Below are 18885 nucleotides of genomic sequence, written 5' to 3' on the forward strand. Positions count from 1 at the left end.
GCGTGTTCGATAAGCAACACCACATTATTTCCTAACGAAAACGGAGGGTAATCCAAATGAGTAAAGAGCAAATCTTGGAAGCCATTAAAGGCATGACAGTACTGGAACTGAACGACCTGGTCAAAGCAATCGAAGAAGAGTTCGGCGTAACGGCTGCAGCTCCGGTTGCAGTAGTAGGCGGCGGCGCGGCTGTAGCCGAAGTGGAAGAGCAAACGGAATTCGACGTTATCCTGATGAACGCCGGCGCTTCCAAAATCAACGTTATCAAAGTCGTTCGCGAAATTACGGGCCTCGGCTTGAAAGAAGCAAAAGACCTGGTTGACGGCGCACCGAAACCGGTCAAAGAGAAAGTCGGCAAAGAAGAAGCAGAAGCGGTCAAAACGAAGCTTGCCGATGCCGGCGCTACTGTAGAAGTGAAATAAGGCTGTCGCCTGACGAACATCCCTTGAGAAGCCTGGCTTCTCAGGGGTGTTTTTGTATGGGCGGGGGAAGGAGCGCAACGTGTCCGGTCCGAATGAACATTACTATACCGCCAAGCCTACGGGGAAGCGCGACTTGCATACGATTGTCGAGACGCTGAGGGGCACGAGCTTCACGTTTCAATCGGATGCCGGCGTATTTGCCAAAAAAGGCGTCGATTACGGCAGCTGCGCGCTGATCGAAGCGATGGAGCTCGCGGACGACAGCCGCGTGCTCGACGTCGGATGCGGTTACGGGCCGATCGGCCTGGCCGCGGCGAAAGCGGCGCCGCGCGGCCATGTGACGATGCTCGATATCAACGAACGAGCCGTCGAACTGGCGCGGGACAACGCGGCGCGCAACGGCATCGGCAACGTGACGGTGCTGCAAAGCGATTTGCTGGAGCGCGTATCCGGCGAACGATTCGACGTCATTGTATCGAATCCGCCGATTCGCGCCGGCAAGGCGGTCGTGCATCGTCTGTTCGAGCAGGCGAGCGACAGGTTGCGGCCCGGCGGCTGCCTATGGATCGTCATTCAGAAGAAGCAGGGGGCGCCTTCCGCGATGGCGAAGCTGGAAACGTTGTTTCCGAACGTGCGCATCGTGGATAAAGACAAAGGATACTGGGTAATCAGGGCGGAGAAGGAAGCGGCGGCGGCCGTGGAGGCGACAGATGCGTAGAGAGTTGGGATGGAAGTGGGCGAATGCCATTTCGCTCACTTTCTTGTTGACTTCATTTTTCCGCTGTGGTATTATTATAAAATGTCAGTATTAAAATGGGCGATATGTCTTTAGTGCGCTAAAATGTCAAGCACTTTTTTGCGGGTCAAGCGGCACGAGCGATGGCGTCCATTTTTCGGCTTTTTCCAGTCCCCGGGATACTTATGCGCTCACGCCGCAGACAGGTATATTTTGCGGTTCTGTGGCGTATAATGGTAAAATTTTCGTCAATCTAGTTGGTAGGGTATTTTTGCGGATTCGTATGGAACAACAGCACATGGCATTACGAGCAACCAACGTCGCCGTCATCTCCAAGAAGGACGGTTAAAGTTGTTTTCTCTTGATGATACAGCATTTGCCCGATCGGCGCCAGTCGAATTGCTGTGAATGTTCGCGGGCAGTCGTTCGAATCCGTGTCGCATTCCGCCGGAGTGCGTGGATTGAAATAAATGAGTAGACTTGAGGGGTGAATGCAGTTGGCGGGTCAACTTGTTCCATTTGGTCGGCGTAATCGCAGGACGTATGCAAGAATCAATGAAGTGTTGGACATCCCGAACCTGATCGAAATCCAGCAAAAATCATACCAATGGTTTCTGGACGAAGGGCTTCGCGAAATGTTTCTGGACATCTCCCCGATTCAGGACTTTACGGGGAATTTGATTCTTGAATTTATCGATTACAGCTTGGGGGAACCGAAGTATACGGTCGATGATGCGAAAGAACGCGATGTTACCTACGCGGCTCCGCTGCGGGTGAAAGTGCGTCTGATCAATAAGGAAACGGGCGAAGTCAAGGAGCAGGAAGTATTTATGGGAGATTTCCCGCTCATGACCGAAACGGGAACGTTCATTATCAATGGCGCGGAACGGGTTATCGTCAGCCAATTGGTTCGCTCGCCCAGCGTCTACTTCAGCACGAAAGTCGACAAAAACGGCAAACGCACGTTCACGGCGACGGTCATCCCGAATCGCGGCGCGTGGCTGGAATTGGAAACGGACGCCAAAGACATCATTTACGTACGGATCGACCGTACGCGCAAGATCCCGGTTACGGTGCTGCTTCGCGCGCTCGGCTTCGGCTCCGATGCGGAAATCATCGATTTGCTCGGCGATGATGAATATATACGCAACACGCTCGACAAAGATAACACCGACTCGACCGACAAGGCGCTCATCGAAATTTACGAGCGGCTACGTCCGGGCGAACCGCCGACGTTGGACAACGCCAGAAGCTTGCTGATCGCACGCTTCTTCGACCCCAAACGTTACGATTTGGCCAATGTCGGCCGTTACAAGATCAACAAGAAGCTTCATATAAAGAACCGGCTCTTCAATCAGCGGCTGGCGGAAACGCTGGTCGATCCGGAAACGGGCGAAATCGTGGCCGAAGCCGGCTCGCTCCTGGACCGTCGTCTGCTTGACGAAGTGTTGCCGTTCCTGGAGAAGGACCGTGGCGTTGGCTTCAAGGATTACCCGATCCGCAGCGGCGTGACGGAGAACGATCATTTCGTCATGCAATGCATCGAGGTGTTCTCGCCGATCGAAGACGGCAAGGTCGTCAAAGTGATCGCCAACGGCAACATCGACAAGTCGGTCAAAAATATTACCCCGGCGGATATCATTTCGTCGATCAACTATTTCATCAACCTGCTGCACGGCATCGGCAGCACCGACGATATCGACCATCTCGGCAACCGTCGTCTGCGTTCGGTCGGCGAACTGCTGCAGAACCAGTTCCGCATCGGGCTGTCGCGGATGGAGCGCGTCGTGCGCGAGCGGATGTCGATCCAGGACGCCAATGTGATTACGCCGCAGGCGCTGATCAACATTCGTCCGGTTATCGCGTCGATCAAAGAGTTTTTCGGCAGTTCGCAGCTGTCACAGTTCATGGACCAAACGAATCCGCTGGCGGAATTGACGCACAAGCGCCGTCTGTCGGCTCTCGGACCGGGCGGTTTGACGCGCGAGCGCGCGGGCTTCGAAGTTCGCGACGTTCACCATTCGCACTACGGCCGCATGTGCCCGATCGAAACGCCGGAAGGTCCGAACATCGGCTTGATCAACTCGCTGTCGACGTTCGCCCGGATCAACGAATACGGCTTTATCGAAGCGCCGTACCGCTGGGTCGATCCGAAGACCGGCGCGGTAACGGATCAGATCGCTTATTTGACCGCCGACGAAGAGGACAACTACGTAATCGCGCAAGCGAATGCGACGCTGACCGACGCGGGCACGTTCGCCGACGATACCGTTATCGTTCGTTACAAGGACGACAACCTTATGTTGCCCAAAGAACGCGTCGACTATATGGACGTTTCGCCGAAACAGGTCGTTTCGGTCGCAACGGCGCTCATTCCGTTCCTCGAGAACGACGACTCGAACCGCGCGCTGATGGGTTCGAACATGCAGCGCCAGGCCGTTCCGCTGCTCATTCCGCGCTCGCCGCTCGTCGGCACGGGGATGGAGCACAAGGCGGCCAAGGACTCCGGCGTCTGTGTCGTCGCCAAGTTCGACGGCGTGATCGAGCGTTCGTCCGCCAACGAAATTTGGCTGCGCCGCCAGGAGATGGTGGATGGCAAACAAGTCAGCGGCAACATTACGAAATATAAGCTTCACAAGTTTATGCGTTCCAACCAGGGAACGTGCATCAACCAGCGTCCGCTCGTACGCCGCGGCGAAATTGTCAAGGCGGGCGACATTTTGGCGGACGGTCCGTCCACGGAGCAAGGCGAACTGGCGCTTGGCCGCAACGTTGTCGTTGCGTTCATGACGTGGGAAGGCTACAACTACGAGGATGCGATTCTGCTCAGCGAGAAACTGGTGAAGGAAGACGTTTATACTTCCATTCACATTGAAGAATATGAGTCCGAAGCGCGCGATACGAAGCTCGGACCGGAAGAAATCACGCGCGATATTCCGAACGTTGGCGAAGACGCGCTGAAGAACCTCGACGAGCGCGGCATCATTCGCGTCGGCGCGGAGATCGGCGCCGGCGACATCCTCGTCGGCAAAGTAACGCCGAAAGGCGTCACCGAACTGACGGCGGAAGAGCGGCTGCTCCATGCGATCTTCGGCGAGAAGGCGCGCGAAGTGCGCGATACGTCGCTGCGCGTGCCGCACGGTACGGACGGTATTGTCGTCGACGTGAAGGTGTTTACCCGCGAGAACGGCGACGAACTGCCGCCGGGCGTCAATCAGTTGGTTCGCGTCTATATCGCCCAGAAGCGGAAAATTTCCGAAGGCGACAAAATGGCCGGACGCCACGGCAACAAAGGGGTTATCGCCCGCATTTTGCCGGAGGAAGACATGCCGTTCCTGCCGGACGGCACGCCGGTCGAAGTCGTGCTCAACCCGCTCGGCGTTCCGTCGCGGATGAACATCGGCCAGGTGCTGGAAGTTCACTTGGGTATGGCGGCCAAGTATCTCGGCATCCATACGGCGACGCCGGTATTCGACGGCGCCAACGAGTACGACGTGTTCGACGCGATGGAAGAGGCAGGCATGCAGCGCAACGGCAAAACGATCCTGTATGACGGCCGCAGCGGCGAACCGTTCGAACGCGAAGTTACGGTCGGCGTCATGTACATGATCAAGCTGGCGCACATGGTCGACGACAAGATCCATGCCCGTTCCACCGGTCCTTACTCGCTCGTAACGCAGCAGCCGCTTGGCGGTAAAGCCCAGTTCGGCGGCCAGCGCTTCGGCGAGATGGAAGTGTGGGCGCTGGAGGCATACGGCGCGGCGTATACGCTGCAGGAGATTTTGACCGTCAAGTCTGACGACGTGGTCGGCCGCGTGAAGACGTACGAATCGATCGTCAAGGGCGAGAACGTGCCGGAGCCGGGCGTACCGGAGTCGTTCAAGGTATTGATCAAGGAACTGCAGAGCTTGGGGATGGACGTGAAGATCCTTTCCGAGAACGAAGAAGAGATCGAAATGAAAGAACTCGACGAAGACGAAGACAACACGAGCGACAAGCTCAATCTCAACCTGGAAGGCTCCGAGTACGGCGGCGGGGAGTAAGCAAGCCTTCGGCAACCGCGTCTTCCGCTCGCTTAGGGAGCGGCGGAGCTTCACCGCTGAACAACGGACGATTCTAGGACCGTTCGAACTATCTTGAGGAGGGTTGCTCCTTGATCGACGTCAACAACTTTGAGTATATGAAAATCGGGTTGGCATCTCCGGAAAAAATTCGTTCCTGGTCGCGCGGCGAAGTGAAGAAGCCGGAAACGATCAACTATCGTACGCTGAAGCCGGAGAAGGAAGGCTTGTTCTGCGAGAAAATTTTCGGACCTACCAAGGACTGGGAATGTCATTGCGGCAAATACAAGCGCGTCCGTTACAAAGGCGTCGTCTGCGATCGTTGCGGCGTTGAAGTCACGCGTCAGAAAGTGCGCCGCGAGCGCATGGGCCATATTGAATTGGCTGCTCCGGTATCGCACATCTGGTACTTCAAAGGCATTCCGAGCCGCATGGGTCTGGCGCTCGACATGTCGCCGCGTTCGCTGGAGGAAGTCATCTATTTCGCTTCCTATGTCGTAACGGATCCAGGCGATACGCCGCTCGAGAAGAAGCAACTGCTGTCGGAGAAAGAATACCGCAGCTACCGCGAAAAGTACGGTTATGCGTTCCAGGCAGGCATGGGCGCTGAAGCCGTTAAGAAGCTGCTTCAGGATATCGACATCGAACGCGAAGTCGATACGCTGAAGGAAGAGCTGCGCACGGCACAAGGCCAGCGCCGCAACCGCGCAATCAAGCGGCTCGAAGTAATCGAGGCGTTCCGCAACTCGAAGAACATGCCGGACTGGATGGTGCTCGACGTGCTGCCGGTCATTCCGCCGGAGCTTCGCCCGATGGTGCAGCTTGACGGCGGCCGGTTCGCCACGTCGGACTTGAACGATTTGTACCGCCGCGTCATCAACCGGAACAACCGGCTGAAGCGGCTGCTCGACCTTGGCGCTCCCGACATCATCGTGCAGAACGAGAAGCGGATGCTTCAGGAAGCGGTCGACGCGCTGATCGACAACGGTCGCCGCGGCCGTCCGGTTACCGGACCGGGCAACCGTCCGTTGAAGTCGCTCAGCCACATGCTGAAGGGCAAACAAGGCCGTTTCCGGCAAAACCTGCTCGGCAAACGGGTCGACTACTCCGGCCGTTCGGTTATCGTTGTCGGTCCGAGCCTGAAGATGTACCAGTGCGGCTTGCCGAAAGAAATGGCGCTCGAGCTGTTCAAGCCGTTTGTCATGAAGGAACTCGTCAACAAAGGCCTTGCGCATAACATCAAGAGCGCGAAGCGCAAAGTTGAACGCGTCAGCCCGGAAGTATGGGACGTGCTGGAAGAAGTGATCAAGGAGCATCCGGTTCTGCTCAACCGTGCCCCCACGCTTCACCGTCTCGGCATCCAGGCGTTCGAGCCGATTCTGGTCGAAGGCCGCGCGATCAAGCTGCATCCGCTCGTATGTACGGCATACAACGCCGACTTTGACGGCGACCAGATGGCCGTCCACGTGCCGCTGTCCGCGGAAGCGCAAGCGGAAGCGCGCATTCTGATGCTGGCATCGGGCAACATCCTGAACCCGAAGGACGGCAAACCTGTCGTTACGCCTTCGCAGGACATGGTGCTTGGCAGCTTCTACCTGACGATGTCCAACCCGGACGCCAAAGGCACCGGGATGATCATCAGCTCTGTGAACGAAGCGGTTTCGCTTTACCAGCGCGGCATTTCGTCGCTGCATGCCATTGTCGGCATCCCGGCCAAGGTGCTGAATAAAGCCAGCTTTTCGCCGCGTCAGCAAGAGGCGATCCTGATTACAACGATCGGCAAAATTATCTTCAACGATATTTTCCCGACCGATTTTCCTTACATTAATGAATCGACCAAAACGAATTTGCTGAACGGCATTTCCGACGAATATTTCGCCTTCGAGAAGGGCGCGGATATCAGCGAACGCATCGCGAATTTCCCGAACAAGATGGCAGTAGGCAAGGAGTACCTCGGTTCGATTATCGCCGAGTGCTTCCGCCGCTACCACACGATGCAGACGTCGATCATTCTCGACCGGATCAAGGAGCTTGGCTTTACGTACTCGACTAAAGCGGGGATAACCATCGCCGTTTCCGACGTGACGGTGCCTGCGGAGAAGGACGAGATTTTGCGCCAGTCGGAAGAGAAGGTCAAAACCGTTACCACGCAATACCGTCGCGGTTTGATTACGGAAGACGAGCGTTATGACCGCGTCATCGACATTTGGGGCCGCGCGAAAGACGCGATCACCGAAATTTTGATGAAGTCGCTCGACAAGTTCAACTCGATCAACATGATGGTCGAATCCAAGGCGCGCGGCAACAAGTCGCAGATCACCCAGCTCGGCGGGATGCGCGGCCTGATGGCCAATCCGTCGGGGCGGATCATCGAGCTCCCGATCAAGTCGAACTTCCGCGAAGGCTTGACCGTCTTGGAGTACTTCATCTCCACGCACGGCGCGCGGAAAGGTCTTGCCGATACGGCGCTGCGGACGGCCGACTCGGGTTATTTGACCCGTCGTCTCGTCGACGTCGCGCAGGACGTTATCGTCCGCGAAGACGATTGCGGCACGGATAAAGGCTTCACCGTTTCGAAGATTCAGGACGGCAAGGAAGTTATCGAAGATTTGTACGACCGGATCGAAGGCCGTTACGCGTTCGAAACGATCAAACATCCGAAAACCGGCGAAATTTTCGTCAGCCGCAACGAGCTGATCGAAGCAAATATCGCCGATGCGATCATAACGGCCGGCGTGGAGAAAATGCAGATCCGCTCCGTGCTCAGCTGCCGCGCCAAACACGGCGTCTGCAAGAAATGCTACGGCCGCAACCTGGCGACCGGCCAGCACGTCGAGATCGGCGAAGCCGTCGGCATCATCGCGGCGCAATCGATCGGCGAACCGGGCACGCAGCTCACGATGCGTACGTTCCATACGGGCGGCGTTGCGGGCGACGACATCACGCAAGGTTTGCCGCGGATTCAGGAGCTGTTCGAGGCGCGCAATCCGAAAGGGCAAGCGATCATCTCCGAAATCGACGGCGTTGTCAAAGATATTCGCGAGACGAAGGACCGCCGCGAGATCGAAGTGCAAGGCGAAGCCGAATCGAAGGTATATTCCGTCACCTACGGATCGCGGATCCGCGTGACGAAGGAGCAAGTCGTCGAAGCCGGCGACGAGCTGACCGACGGTTCGATCGACCCGAAAGACATGCTGCGCATCAAGGGCATCCGCGGGGTGCAGAACTACATCCTGCAGGAAGTGCAGCGCGTTTATCGGAACCAGGGCGTAGAAATCAACGACAAGCATATTGAAGTCATGATTCGCCAGATGCTCCGCAAAATCCGGATCGTCGACGCAGGCGACACGGTTCTGCTTCCGGGGGCATTCGTCGATATCCATGAATATGAAGCGGCCAACAAAGACGCGCTGTTTGCGGGTCTGGAGCCGGCGGTTGCGAAACCGGTCCTGCTCGGGATCACGAAAGCGTCGCTCGAAACCGATTCCTTCCTGTCGGCGGCTTCGTTCCAGGAAACGACGCGCGTCCTGACCGACGCGGCGATCAAGGGCAAAGTCGACCAACTGCTCGGCCTGAAGGAGAATGTCATCATCGGCAAGCTGATTCCGGCCGGCACCGGCATGGCGCGCTACCGCAACATTCGCGTCACCGATCCGAACGAAGAAGCAGTTGACGAGCTTGAAGGCGCAGACGTGGCCGATCTGGAAACAGGCGGCGCCGTGGTAGGCGTCAACTAGCGCAATCTCAAGGCTACCGGACTTGGATAGCCGGCCGCCGCGTTTCCCTTCGCAAGGCTGGGAAGCGCGGCGCTGACCGGCATATTTGTCTGGGGATGCGGGGAAAGATTTTGCCTCGGAACGTTCTTGACAGGGCATTTTCGAAATGCTACTATATCGTAGTGTGCCAAAATGGCTATGGAACCGCTTTGTAACGGGGGATGCTTGCATGCCTTACGAGAAAGTCAAACAAGCCGGGAAAATCAGCATTGGCACGAAACAAGCGACGAAGGCGATTGAGCTCGGCATTGCCGCGGAAGTGTTCGTCGCTAGCGATGCGGATCCGCGAATTACCGGCAGGGTGGCGAATCTGTGCAAGAAGATGGGCATCACCGTCACATACGTCGACTCCATGAAGCAGCTTGGCAAGAGCTGCGGCATCGACGTGGGCGCCGCGATTGTGGCAATTGTGAAGGATTGAACGATTTTTTTTGCTCATTTACGAATCGCCTGGATCTGTGGGCTTGCAATAAGCGTATAGCGGATGCGATTTGATATTCTGGGGAAGGGGGTGGCGACATGCCAACGATTAACCAATTGGTTCGCAAAGGCCGCGAGGCGAAAGTAACGAAATCCAAATCGCCGGCTTTGCAAGTAGGATTCAACGCATTGAAACGGGAACAAACCGATCTGAGCGCACCGCAGAAGCGCGGCGTATGCACCCGTGTAGGTACCATGACTCCGAAAAAACCGAACTCGGCGCTGCGCAAGTATGCGCGGGTACGTTTGACGAATAAGGTTGAGGTTACGGCTTACATTCCGGGGATCGGTCACAACCTGCAGGAGCACAGCGTTGTTCTTGTACGGGGCGGCCGGGTAAAAGACCTGCCGGGTGTCCGTTATCACATCGTTCGCGGCGCGCTGGACACAGCAGGCGTGAACAACCGCAAGCAAGCACGTTCCAAGTACGGAACGAAACGCGCGAAAGCGAAAAAATAATCCGTTCTTTACCAAATCGGAATGAATCACGCCAGAAAGGGGGATAACTATGCCACGTAAAGGTCCCGTAACACGCAGAGACGTATTGCCCGATCCGATTTACAACAGCAAGCTCGTAACCCGTTTGATCAACCGCATCATGATCGACGGCAAGCGCGGCGTTGCTCAATCGCTGCTCTACGATGCATTCAATGCCATCAAGGAGCGTACCGGCAAAGATCCGATGGAAGTGTTCGAGCAAGCGATCAAGAACATCATGCCAGTGCTGGAGGTTAAAGCACGTCGTGTCGGCGGTGCGAACTACCAGGTTCCGATCGAAGTCAAACCGGAACGCCGCACCTCGCTCGGCTTGCGTTGGCTCGTGAACTACTCTCGCCTGCGCGGCGAGAAAACGATGCAAGAAAGACTCGCATCGGAGATCATCGACGCCAGCAACAACACCGGCGCTTCTGTCAAGAAACGCGAAGACACGCACAAGATGGCGGAAGCGAACAAGGCGTTCGCCCACTATCGCTGGTAGAATGCTGCAAGTCCCAATGTAGAGGATGAAAGGAGAGACAACGCATATGGCAAGAGAGTTCTCCTTAAAAGATACACGCAATATTGGGATCATGGCGCATATCGATGCTGGAAAAACGACTACCACGGAACGCATTTTGTTCTATACCGGCCGTACCCACAAAATCGGCGAAGTGCATGAAGGCGCAGCGACGATGGACTGGATGGAGCAGGAGCAGGAGCGCGGCATTACGATTACGTCGGCCGCGACGACTGCGCAGTGGAAAGGTCATCGCATCAATATTATCGACACCCCGGGACACGTCGACTTCACGGTCGAAGTCGAACGTTCCCTTCGTGTATTGGATGGAGCCGTAGGTGTATTCAGTGCGAAGGAAGGCGTAGAGCCTCAGTCCGAAACCGTATGGAGACAGGCTGACCGCTATGGCGTACCTCGTATCGCTTACGTAAACAAGATGGACATCATCGGTGCCGACTATTTGGCGGTTATCGATTCGATGCGCGACAAGCTGAAAGCCAACGCCGTTGCCATTCAGCTGCCGATCGGCGCCGAGAACGAGTTCAAAGGCATCATCGACATCGTCGAGCGCGTCGCTTATATGTATAAGGACGACTTGGGCAAGGACATCGAGCAAACGGCTATCCCGGCCGAGTTCGCGGACAAAGTGGAAGAGCTTCGTGCCGAGCTTGTCGAGAAAGTTGCCGAGCTTGACGAAGAGTTGACGATGAAGTATCTGGAAGGCGAAGAAATCACGGTAGCCGAGATCAAAGCTGCGCTGCGCAAAGGCGTTTGCGAAGTGAAGATTTTCCCGGTTATCTGCGGTTCATCCTACCGGAACAAAGGCGTTCAGCTGATGCTTGACGCCGTTATCGACTACTTGCCGGCTCCGATCGACGTCCCGGATATTAAGGGCCACCTGGAAGACGGTACGGAAGCGGTTCGCAAATCATCGGATGACCAGCCGTTCGCCGCGCTTGCTTTCAAAATTATGACCGACCCGTTCGTTGGCAAACTGACGTTTTTCCGCGTATACTCCGGCGTGCTCGAATCCGGTTCTTACGTGTTGAATGCAACGAAAGGCAAACGCGAGCGCATCGGCCGTATTCTGCAAATGCACGCCAACAGCCGTCAGGAAATTTCCGTCGTATATTCCGGCGATATTGCGTCGGCTGTAGGCTTGAAGGACACCATCACCGGCGATACGCTGTGCGATGAGAAGCACCCGGTTATTCTCGAGTCGATGAACTTCCCGGATCCGGTTATCTCGATTGCGATCGAGCCGAAGACGAAGGTCGACCAGGATAAAATGGGGATTGCGATTTCCAAGCTGACGGAAGAAGATCCGACGCTTCGCGCTCATACCGACGAAGAAACGGGACAAACGATTTTGGCGGGGATGGGTGAGCTTCACCTGGAAATCATCGTCGATCGGATGCGCCGCGAATTCAAGGTAGAGACGAATGTCGGCAAACCGCAGGTTGCGTATCGCGAAACGTTCCGTACGGCAGCCAAAGTCGAAGGCAAGTTCGTTCGCCAATCCGGCGGCCGTGGCCAATATGGCCATTGCTGGGTTGAGTTCGAGCCGCTGGAGGCAGGATCCGGCTTCGTATTCGAGAACAAGGTTGTCGGCGGCGCTGTTCCGCGCGAATACATCGCGCCGGTTCAAGCCGGTATTGAAGAGTCGATGAAGAACGGCGTTCTGGCCGGCTTCCCGCTCGTCGATATCAAAGCGACGATCTTCGACGGTTCGTACCATGACGTCGACTCCAGTGAAATGGCGTTCAAAATCGCCGGCTCCATGGCGCTCAAAGCGGCCAAAGACAAGTGCAACCCTGCCTTGCTCGAGCCGATCATGAAGGTCGAAGTTACGGTTCCGGAAGAGTACATGGGCGACGTTATGGGCGACCTGAACTCCCGCCGCGGACGCATCGAAGGGATGGATGCACGCGCCGGCGCGCAAATCATCCGTGCCAAGGTGCCGCTCGCGGAAATGTTCGGCTACTCGACGACGCTTCGTTCGCGGACGCAAGGCCGCGGCGTGTATTCGATGGAAATTTCGCACTATGAAGAAGTGCCGCGTTCGATTTCGGAAGAAATCATCGCCAAGCATAAAGGCGCCTAATCCCGCCGTTTGCATCCGATGTGTTATAAGAGCGGAGGACGTGCTCGCCAAGAGCGCTCCGTTCTTGTAAAATATAATGAGGAACCTATTAAGGAGGATCAGTTTACTATGGGTAAAGCGAAATTTGAACGCAACAAACCGCACGTAAACATCGGCACCATCGGTCACGTCGACCATGGCAAAACGACTTTGACGGCGGCAATTACGACTGTACTGTCCAAAAAATACGGCGGCGCTGCAGTAGCGTTCGACCAAATCGACAAAGCGCCGGAAGAGCGCGAGCGCGGTATCACGATCTCGACGGCACACGTTGAGTACGAAACGAACAACCGTCACTACGCACACGTTGACTGCCCAGGCCACGCCGACTATGTCAAGAACATGATCACCGGCGCAGCACAAATGGACGGCGCGATTCTCGTTGTATCCGCAGCTGACGGCCCAATGCCGCAAACGCGCGAGCACATTTTGCTCTCCCGCCAGGTAGGCGTGCCTTACATCGTCGTATTCCTGAACAAATGCGACATGGTGGAAGACGAAGAATTGCTCGAGCTGGTTGAAATGGAAGTACGCGACCTGCTGTCCGAGTATGAATTCCCGGGCGACGACACGCCGATCGTGCGCGGTTCCGCTCGCGAAGCGCTGCAAAATCCGGAAGGCGAATGGGCACAAAAAATTGTTGAGCTGTTCGAGCATGTCGATACGTATATCCCGACTCCTGAGCGCGACACTGACAAGCCTTTCCTGATGCCTGTCGAGGACGTATTCTCGATCACAGGCCGCGGTACGGTTGCTACCGGTCGCGTAGAGCGTGGCGTTGTTAAAGTCGGCGATGAAGTTGAAATCATCGGCTTGACAGAAGGCACTCGCAAATGCGTCGTAACCGGCGTAGAAATGTTCCGCAAATTGCTTGATTCCGCTCAAGCGGGCGACAACATCGGCGCATTGCTCCGTGGTGTTGACCGTAAAGACATCGAGCGCGGCCAAGTTTTGGCGAAGCCGAACTCCGTTAAACCGCACACGAACTTCTCGGCTCAGATCTACGTCCTGACCAAAGAAGAAGGCGGCCGTCATAAGCCTTTCTTCACAGGCTACCGTCCGCAGTTCTACTTCCGGACGACGGACGTAACGGGCGTCATCACGTTGCCGGAAGGCACCGAGATGGTTATGCCTGGCGACAACATCACGGTAACGGTTGAGCTGATTTCGCCAATCGCTATCGAAGAAGGTACTCGCTTCGCGATTCGCGAAGGCGGCCGTACCGTTGGCGCCGGCGCTGTTGCTACAATCTCCAAATAAGCTGGCGGAGCCTGCATGGCTCCTCCGCTTGCGAAGCCCTCACCTTGGTGGGGGCTTTTTTTTGTTTTTCGCTGGCTCTCAGCCAAGCGCGACTTAGAGCATAGTTTCACGCCATGGCCGCTGGTCGCAAATTTTGCGAAGACGGGGCCCGTTTTAGCCAAATAAGCAATAAAACATGGCCTATTTCGCGAAGCGCCTTACTCGAGGGGTGCTCCTACCGGCGGCTGCATCATCAGCCGCCCCAACTGCCTGCCATCCTGCAATATGCGGATGGCGAAACTGTCATTGCCCCGAAATCGTCGGGGCAAATGAAGTTGTGCCCTACGGCGGCCGTCGGGGCAAGAAGATCCTCAGCCGAAAATGAAAATAATTTTCTAAAATAATTAATTTATATTGAAGAAAATATTCACCCGATTTATAATACATTTATCGAAAGCAAAAAGGGGGTCAAGAAGCGCGATGGAAGCTGTTCACCCGATATCGGGAACGTTCGCACGCATGCGGGAAATTGCCGACGACCTGACTTCGTCGGAACGGAAAGCGGCGGAATATATCATGCAAAATGCCGATGAAGTCATTCACTTGTCGATTACCGATCTGGCGCAAAAAAGCGAGAGCAGCGAATCGACCATCGTCCGGCTGTGCAAAAAATTGCGGTTGAAGGGGTATCAGGAGCTGCGGGTTGTGCTGGCGCAGGAGTTGGCTTCTCCGGTCAAACAAATTCATGCGCAGGTCGATTTGCAGGACTCGACGGAGGAAACGATGCGCAAAGTGTTTCAGGCCGCCCGTCAAGCGTTGGCCGACACCGAATCGCTGAACCAGACGGAGCAGCTCGAACACGCGGTGGAAACCATTCGCGGCGCAACAAGCATTTCGTTCTTCGGCATCGGCGCTTCGGGCGTTATCGCAACGGACGCCTATTATCGCTTCTCCAAGCTGGGCATCGGATGCCACGTCGCAACCGACGGGCACAGCCAGGCGAACAAAGCGATTCTGCTCGGAGAGGGCGATGTCGTGATCGGGATTTCGCATTCCGGGCGCACGCGCGACGTACTGCGGGCGTTGCATACGGCTAAGCTCGGGGGGGCCCGGACCATCGCCATCACGCAATTCGGCCATTCGCCGATTACCGATCTCGCCGATGTCGTTTTGTTTACCTCTTCGATGGAGACGGCGTTCCGCACCGAAGCGATGGCATCGCGAATTGCGCAAAGCGCCTTGCTCGATACGCTGTTCGTCAGCGTGGCGCTGACCCGGTACGAGCAAGTCATTCGCAACTACGACAAGGCGCGCGAAGGCACAACGGATATGCGTATCGATCACATTCGCGATTTGCAGCGCAGAAATTAGCAGTACCAATAGAAGAGAGGGGCATAAGTCATGCGGAAATTGGGTCTTCTCGCTGTGCCGGTCGTCTTGTCGCTTGCCGTTCTTGCCGGATGTACGACGAAAGATTCGGCAAGCGGCACGCCTTCGCCATCCGCTTCGTCAGCATCGCCGCAGCAGTCGCCGGCAGCGACAACCAAAGATTCGATCGTTTACGCGCAAAGCGTCGCCATCACGTCGCTGGATACGGCCGGCGCTCAGCCGCAAGGGTATCCGTCGGGCTATGAAGCCGCTTTTGCCATCTACAACGGGCTCGTCAAATTCGACGAGTCGCTTGGCTTCCAGCCGAGTCTGGCGGAGAAATGGACGACGAGCGACGACGGCCTCACCTGGACCTTCACACTTCGTCAAGGTGTAACGTTCCAGGACGGTACTCCCTTCAACGCCGATGCAGTGGTCGGTTATTACACGAAGATGCTCGACAAAACCTACAACGTGGGTTCGATTACGTTATGGGCGCCGATCGACAAAATCGTTAAGGATGGCGACTATTCGGTCAAAATCGTGACGAAAGAGCCTTACGGCGGATTGCTTAACACGCTGGCGCACGGATCGGCGCTCATTCCGAGTCCGGCCGCGCTAACCAAATACGGCAAGGACATCGGCTTGAACCCGGTCGGCACAGGCCCGTATATGCTCGACAAATTTCAGCCCGGCACGGAACTGACGCTCAAGGCGTATGACAACTACTTCGGCGGCAAGCCGCTTTACAAACAAATCACGTACAAGTACGTCGGCGACGCAGCAGGCCGCATCGCGGCGCTGAAAAGCGGCCAGGCCGACGTCATCGATGCGGTGCCGGTCGAAATGGCAGACGACCTGAAGTCAAACGCGAACATTGAAGTGATCAACAAACCGGGATTGCAGGTGTTCGGAGTCGGCTTGAACCAGACGAATCCGATTCTGCAGGACAAGGCGGTACGGCAGGCGCTCAACTACGCGATTCAGAAGGACGCGATCGTCAAGGCGCTGTTCAAAGGATACGCGACGGTGCTAACGAGCCCGCTGGCGCCGAACACGACCGGCTACGTCAAGTCGGGCGAATACGGCTACGATGCCGCCAAAGCGAAAAAAATGCTCGAAGACGCCGGCTGGAAAGCGGGAGCGGACGGCATTCTGCAGAAGGACGGCAAACGGATGTCGTTCAAGCTGCGCACCCCGGATGGCATGTATCCGAACGATGTGCTGGTTGCCGAAACGGTGCAAAATCAGCTGAAAGCGATCGGCGTTGAAGTGAAAATCGACAAGGTGGAGAAGTCGACGTTCTGGAACAGCATCAAGGTGCCCAAGGCTAAGGTCGATTACGATATGGCTTTGTTCGGTTACAATCCGTCCCATGGCAACGGCGTCATCCATATGGATGCGATGTTCGCAACGAACCCGAGCGAGACGGAAAACCCGGTGCAGTGGAATTTCAACTGGTACAGCAACAAGGAAGTAGACGCCGCGATCAAGGACGCGAATAAGCAGACAAACCCCGACAAACGCAACGAGTCGCTTGGCAAAGCGGAAAAAATCGTTTGGGACGAATCGCCGTACATCTGGCTGTATGCCAAAAACAACATCGTTGCGAAGAAAAAGGAAATCGGTCCGGTGACGGTGCTCCCCGTCGTCTTTACGCTGGTGCACCAAACCAAATAGCGGCGCGTCTGCAGGGAACGGTCCCGCTCCGGATGACGGAGCCAGGGGCCGTTTCCTCCCCGGCACGACAATCGAAACGCGCCTTTGACGGCCGGTTGCCCAAGGAGGAATTGCCGTGATGGTTTACATGCGGCGCAGATTTCTGTATTTGCTGCTGCAGGTGTTTGTGCTTCTGACGCTAATGTTTTTCCTGTTTCGTCTCGTGCCGGGCGATCCGGCTTCCTTGATGCTCGGCGGCAACGCCTCCTCGGCCGAGGTCGATGCGCTGCGCGCCAAGCTCGGCCTTGACGAGCCGATGCTGCTGCAATACGCAACATACTTGCTCCACATGCTTCAAGGCAATTTCGGATTCTCGCTCAGCTATAACATGCCCGTGCTAAGCGTGCTGGCCGATCGCGTCTGGCCGACCATCGAGCTGATGCTGCTCAGCACCGCCCTTGCTGTGCTGATCGGCGTACCGGCCGGAATATGGTCGGGCTACAAGCCGCGTGCTGCCGGAAGCCGAGCGCTGCTTCTCGCCTGGATCGGCTTGCTGGCCGTCCCGAACTTCTGGCTCGGACTGCTCCTCGTGCAGTTGTTCGCCGTCAAGCTGAACTGGCTTCCGGCAATGAGCGACGGCAGTCTGATCGGCATGCTGCTTCCCGCGGCGGCGATTGCGGCTCGTCTCATTGCCCTTATTGCGCGAATGACGCGTACGGTCATGATGGAAGTGCTGCATGAGGATTATATTCGCACTGCAGAGGCGAAGGGGATGCCTGTCCGTACGACGATATTCAAGCATGCGCTGCGGCCGGCGCTGCCGCCGATCGTGACGATGATCGGCCTGCAATCGGGATATTTGCTCGGAGGTTCGGTCGTCGTGGAAAATTTATTCTCTTATCCCGGCATGGGGCAACTGCTGCTATCCGCCCAAAGCATGCGCGATTACGAGCTGATGCAGGGAATCACCGTTTTTTTTGTCGCAGGCTTCTTGCTGATGAACCTGTTCGTCGATCTGCTCTACAGCCGGCTCGATCCGCGCATTCGTTACGACTGAGGGCGCCCGTCATTGCCGAATGGCCGGCGATTTTTGCGAAAGGAGGCGAAACGGATGTCCGCACCGTGGACCGTGCCGTCCAAATTCAACGTTCTTGCCCGGCTGACGAGGCCGCTGTTCAAGGACGCGACCTTGTTCGTCGGCGCAGCCTTGCTGTTTGCATTCGTGCTGTGCAGCTTGCTGGCGCCGTGGATCGCGCCTTACAGGCCGGACGATCAGAATCTGATCGCCGCGTTGGAGGCGCCTTCCGCGCAGCATATTTTCGGAACCGACGAGCTTGGCCGGGATAACTTCGCCCGCATCGTCTATGCGTGCCGGGTCGATCTGCTCATCGCGCTTGGCGGCGTGCTTGCGGCTTACGCCGCGGCGCTGCCCTTCGGATTGTCCGCCGGTTATTTCGGCGGCCGGATCGATCGTTTGATTTCGGCGATATCCGAGTCGATTCTGACCTTCCCGTCGCTCGTGCTGGCGATTATCATCGTTTCGATGATCGGTTCGGGCAAAAGCGGCCTGATCCTTACGATTGTGATCACGCAAGCGCCGCAAATCGTTCGCTATTTGCGCGGCTTCGTGCTCCAGGTGAGGGAAATGGAGTATATCGCGGCTGCGAAAGCCGCCGGCAGCCGCACGTTGACCATTCTCATGCGGCATGTGCTCCGCAACATACTGGGTCCCAGTCTGGTCGTCGTCAGTCTGCTTGCCAGCGAAGCGGTGCTCGTCGCCGCCGCGCTCGGCTTTCTCGGGCTCGGCGTACAGCCGCCGGAACCGGAATGGGGGACGATGCTCAGCCGCAGCCGCTCCTACTTCATGTCGGCGCCGCATCTGATGCTGTTTCCCGGTCTGGCGATCGCCTTGCTGATTCTCGCGTTCAACCTGCTCGGCGACGGCCTGAGGGATACGCTGGACGCAAAGAAACGGTAGGCGGCATGATCCTTGCTTCCATCATC

Annotated in this window: 13 protein-coding genes; all 13 read left to right on the forward strand. The window is 56.5% G+C overall.

Going from position 1 to position 18885, the window contains the following annotated elements; all coding sequences use genetic code 11:
• The first annotated feature begins 56 nt into the window (after window positions 1–56).
• The 13 genes from rplL (at window position 57) to EXY20_RS32115 (ending at window position 18859) form a co-directional block, all read left to right on the forward strand.
• Window positions 57–422 (forward strand): 50S ribosomal protein L7/L12, encoded by a 366-nt coding sequence (gene rplL, locus EXY20_RS32055; RefSeq protein WP_135556504.1) that lies wholly within the window; start codon window positions 57–59, stop codon window positions 420–422.
• 79 nt (window positions 423–501) lie between these two features.
• Window positions 502–1140: a class I SAM-dependent methyltransferase gene (locus tag EXY20_RS32060; RefSeq protein ID WP_135556505.1), complete on the forward strand. Its 639-nt coding sequence runs from the start codon at window positions 502–504 to the stop codon at window positions 1138–1140.
• Between the two features lie 515 nt (window positions 1141–1655).
• On the forward strand, window positions 1656–5201 hold the full coding sequence (gene rpoB / locus EXY20_RS32065) for a DNA-directed RNA polymerase subunit beta (RefSeq protein WP_135556506.1): 3546 nt from the start codon (window positions 1656–1658) through the stop codon (window positions 5199–5201).
• Between the two features lie 137 nt (window positions 5202–5338).
• On the forward strand, window positions 5339–8956 hold the full coding sequence (rpoC, locus tag EXY20_RS32070) for a DNA-directed RNA polymerase subunit beta' (protein ID WP_407944948.1): 3618 nt from the start codon (window positions 5339–5341) through the stop codon (window positions 8954–8956).
• Window positions 8957–9164: 208 nt separating this feature from the next.
• Window positions 9165–9416, forward strand: a complete 252-nt coding sequence (locus EXY20_RS32075) for a ribosomal L7Ae/L30e/S12e/Gadd45 family protein (RefSeq protein WP_135556508.1) — start codon at window positions 9165–9167, stop codon at window positions 9414–9416.
• A 98-nt stretch (window positions 9417–9514) separates the two neighbouring features.
• Window positions 9515–9934 carry a 30S ribosomal protein S12 gene (gene rpsL, locus EXY20_RS32080; RefSeq protein ID WP_135556509.1) on the forward strand — a complete coding sequence of 140 codons (420 nt, stop codon included), beginning with the start codon at window positions 9515–9517 and terminating at the stop codon, window positions 9932–9934.
• A gap of 49 nt (window positions 9935–9983) precedes the next feature.
• Window positions 9984–10454, forward strand: a complete 471-nt coding sequence (gene rpsG, locus EXY20_RS32085; RefSeq protein WP_135556510.1) for a 30S ribosomal protein S7 — start codon at window positions 9984–9986, stop codon at window positions 10452–10454.
• A gap of 46 nt (window positions 10455–10500) precedes the next feature.
• The gene (gene fusA, locus EXY20_RS32090) at window positions 10501–12576 is read left to right on the forward strand and encodes an elongation factor G (protein WP_135556511.1); all 2076 of its coding nucleotides are present in this window, start codon (window positions 10501–10503) and stop codon (window positions 12574–12576) included.
• Between the two features lie 108 nt (window positions 12577–12684).
• A complete protein-coding gene (gene tuf / locus EXY20_RS32095) occupies window positions 12685–13875 on the forward strand; it encodes an elongation factor Tu (protein ID WP_135556512.1) in 1191 nt (396 codons plus the stop codon).
• A 459-nt stretch (window positions 13876–14334) separates the two neighbouring features.
• Entirely contained in the window at window positions 14335–15225 is an 891-nt protein-coding gene (locus tag EXY20_RS32100) for a MurR/RpiR family transcriptional regulator (RefSeq protein WP_135556513.1), read from the forward strand.
• Window positions 15226–15255: 30 nt separating this feature from the next.
• Window positions 15256–16902, forward strand: coding sequence for an ABC transporter substrate-binding protein (locus EXY20_RS32105; RefSeq protein WP_135556514.1), 1647 nt, complete (start codon window positions 15256–15258; stop codon window positions 16900–16902).
• A gap of 118 nt (window positions 16903–17020) precedes the next feature.
• Window positions 17021–17938, forward strand: a complete 918-nt coding sequence (locus EXY20_RS32110; protein ID WP_235886299.1) for an ABC transporter permease — start codon at window positions 17021–17023, stop codon at window positions 17936–17938.
• Window positions 17939–17992: 54 nt separating this feature from the next.
• Window positions 17993–18859, forward strand: a complete 867-nt coding sequence (locus EXY20_RS32115; protein ID WP_135556516.1) for an ABC transporter permease — start codon at window positions 17993–17995, stop codon at window positions 18857–18859.
• Window positions 18860–18885: the final 26 nt, after the last annotated feature.

Origin of the sequence: Paenibacillus cymbidii (assembly GCF_004764705.1) — a bacterium.
GTDB lineage: Bacteria > Bacillota > Bacilli > Paenibacillales > NBRC-103111 > Paenibacillus_AN > Paenibacillus_AN cymbidii.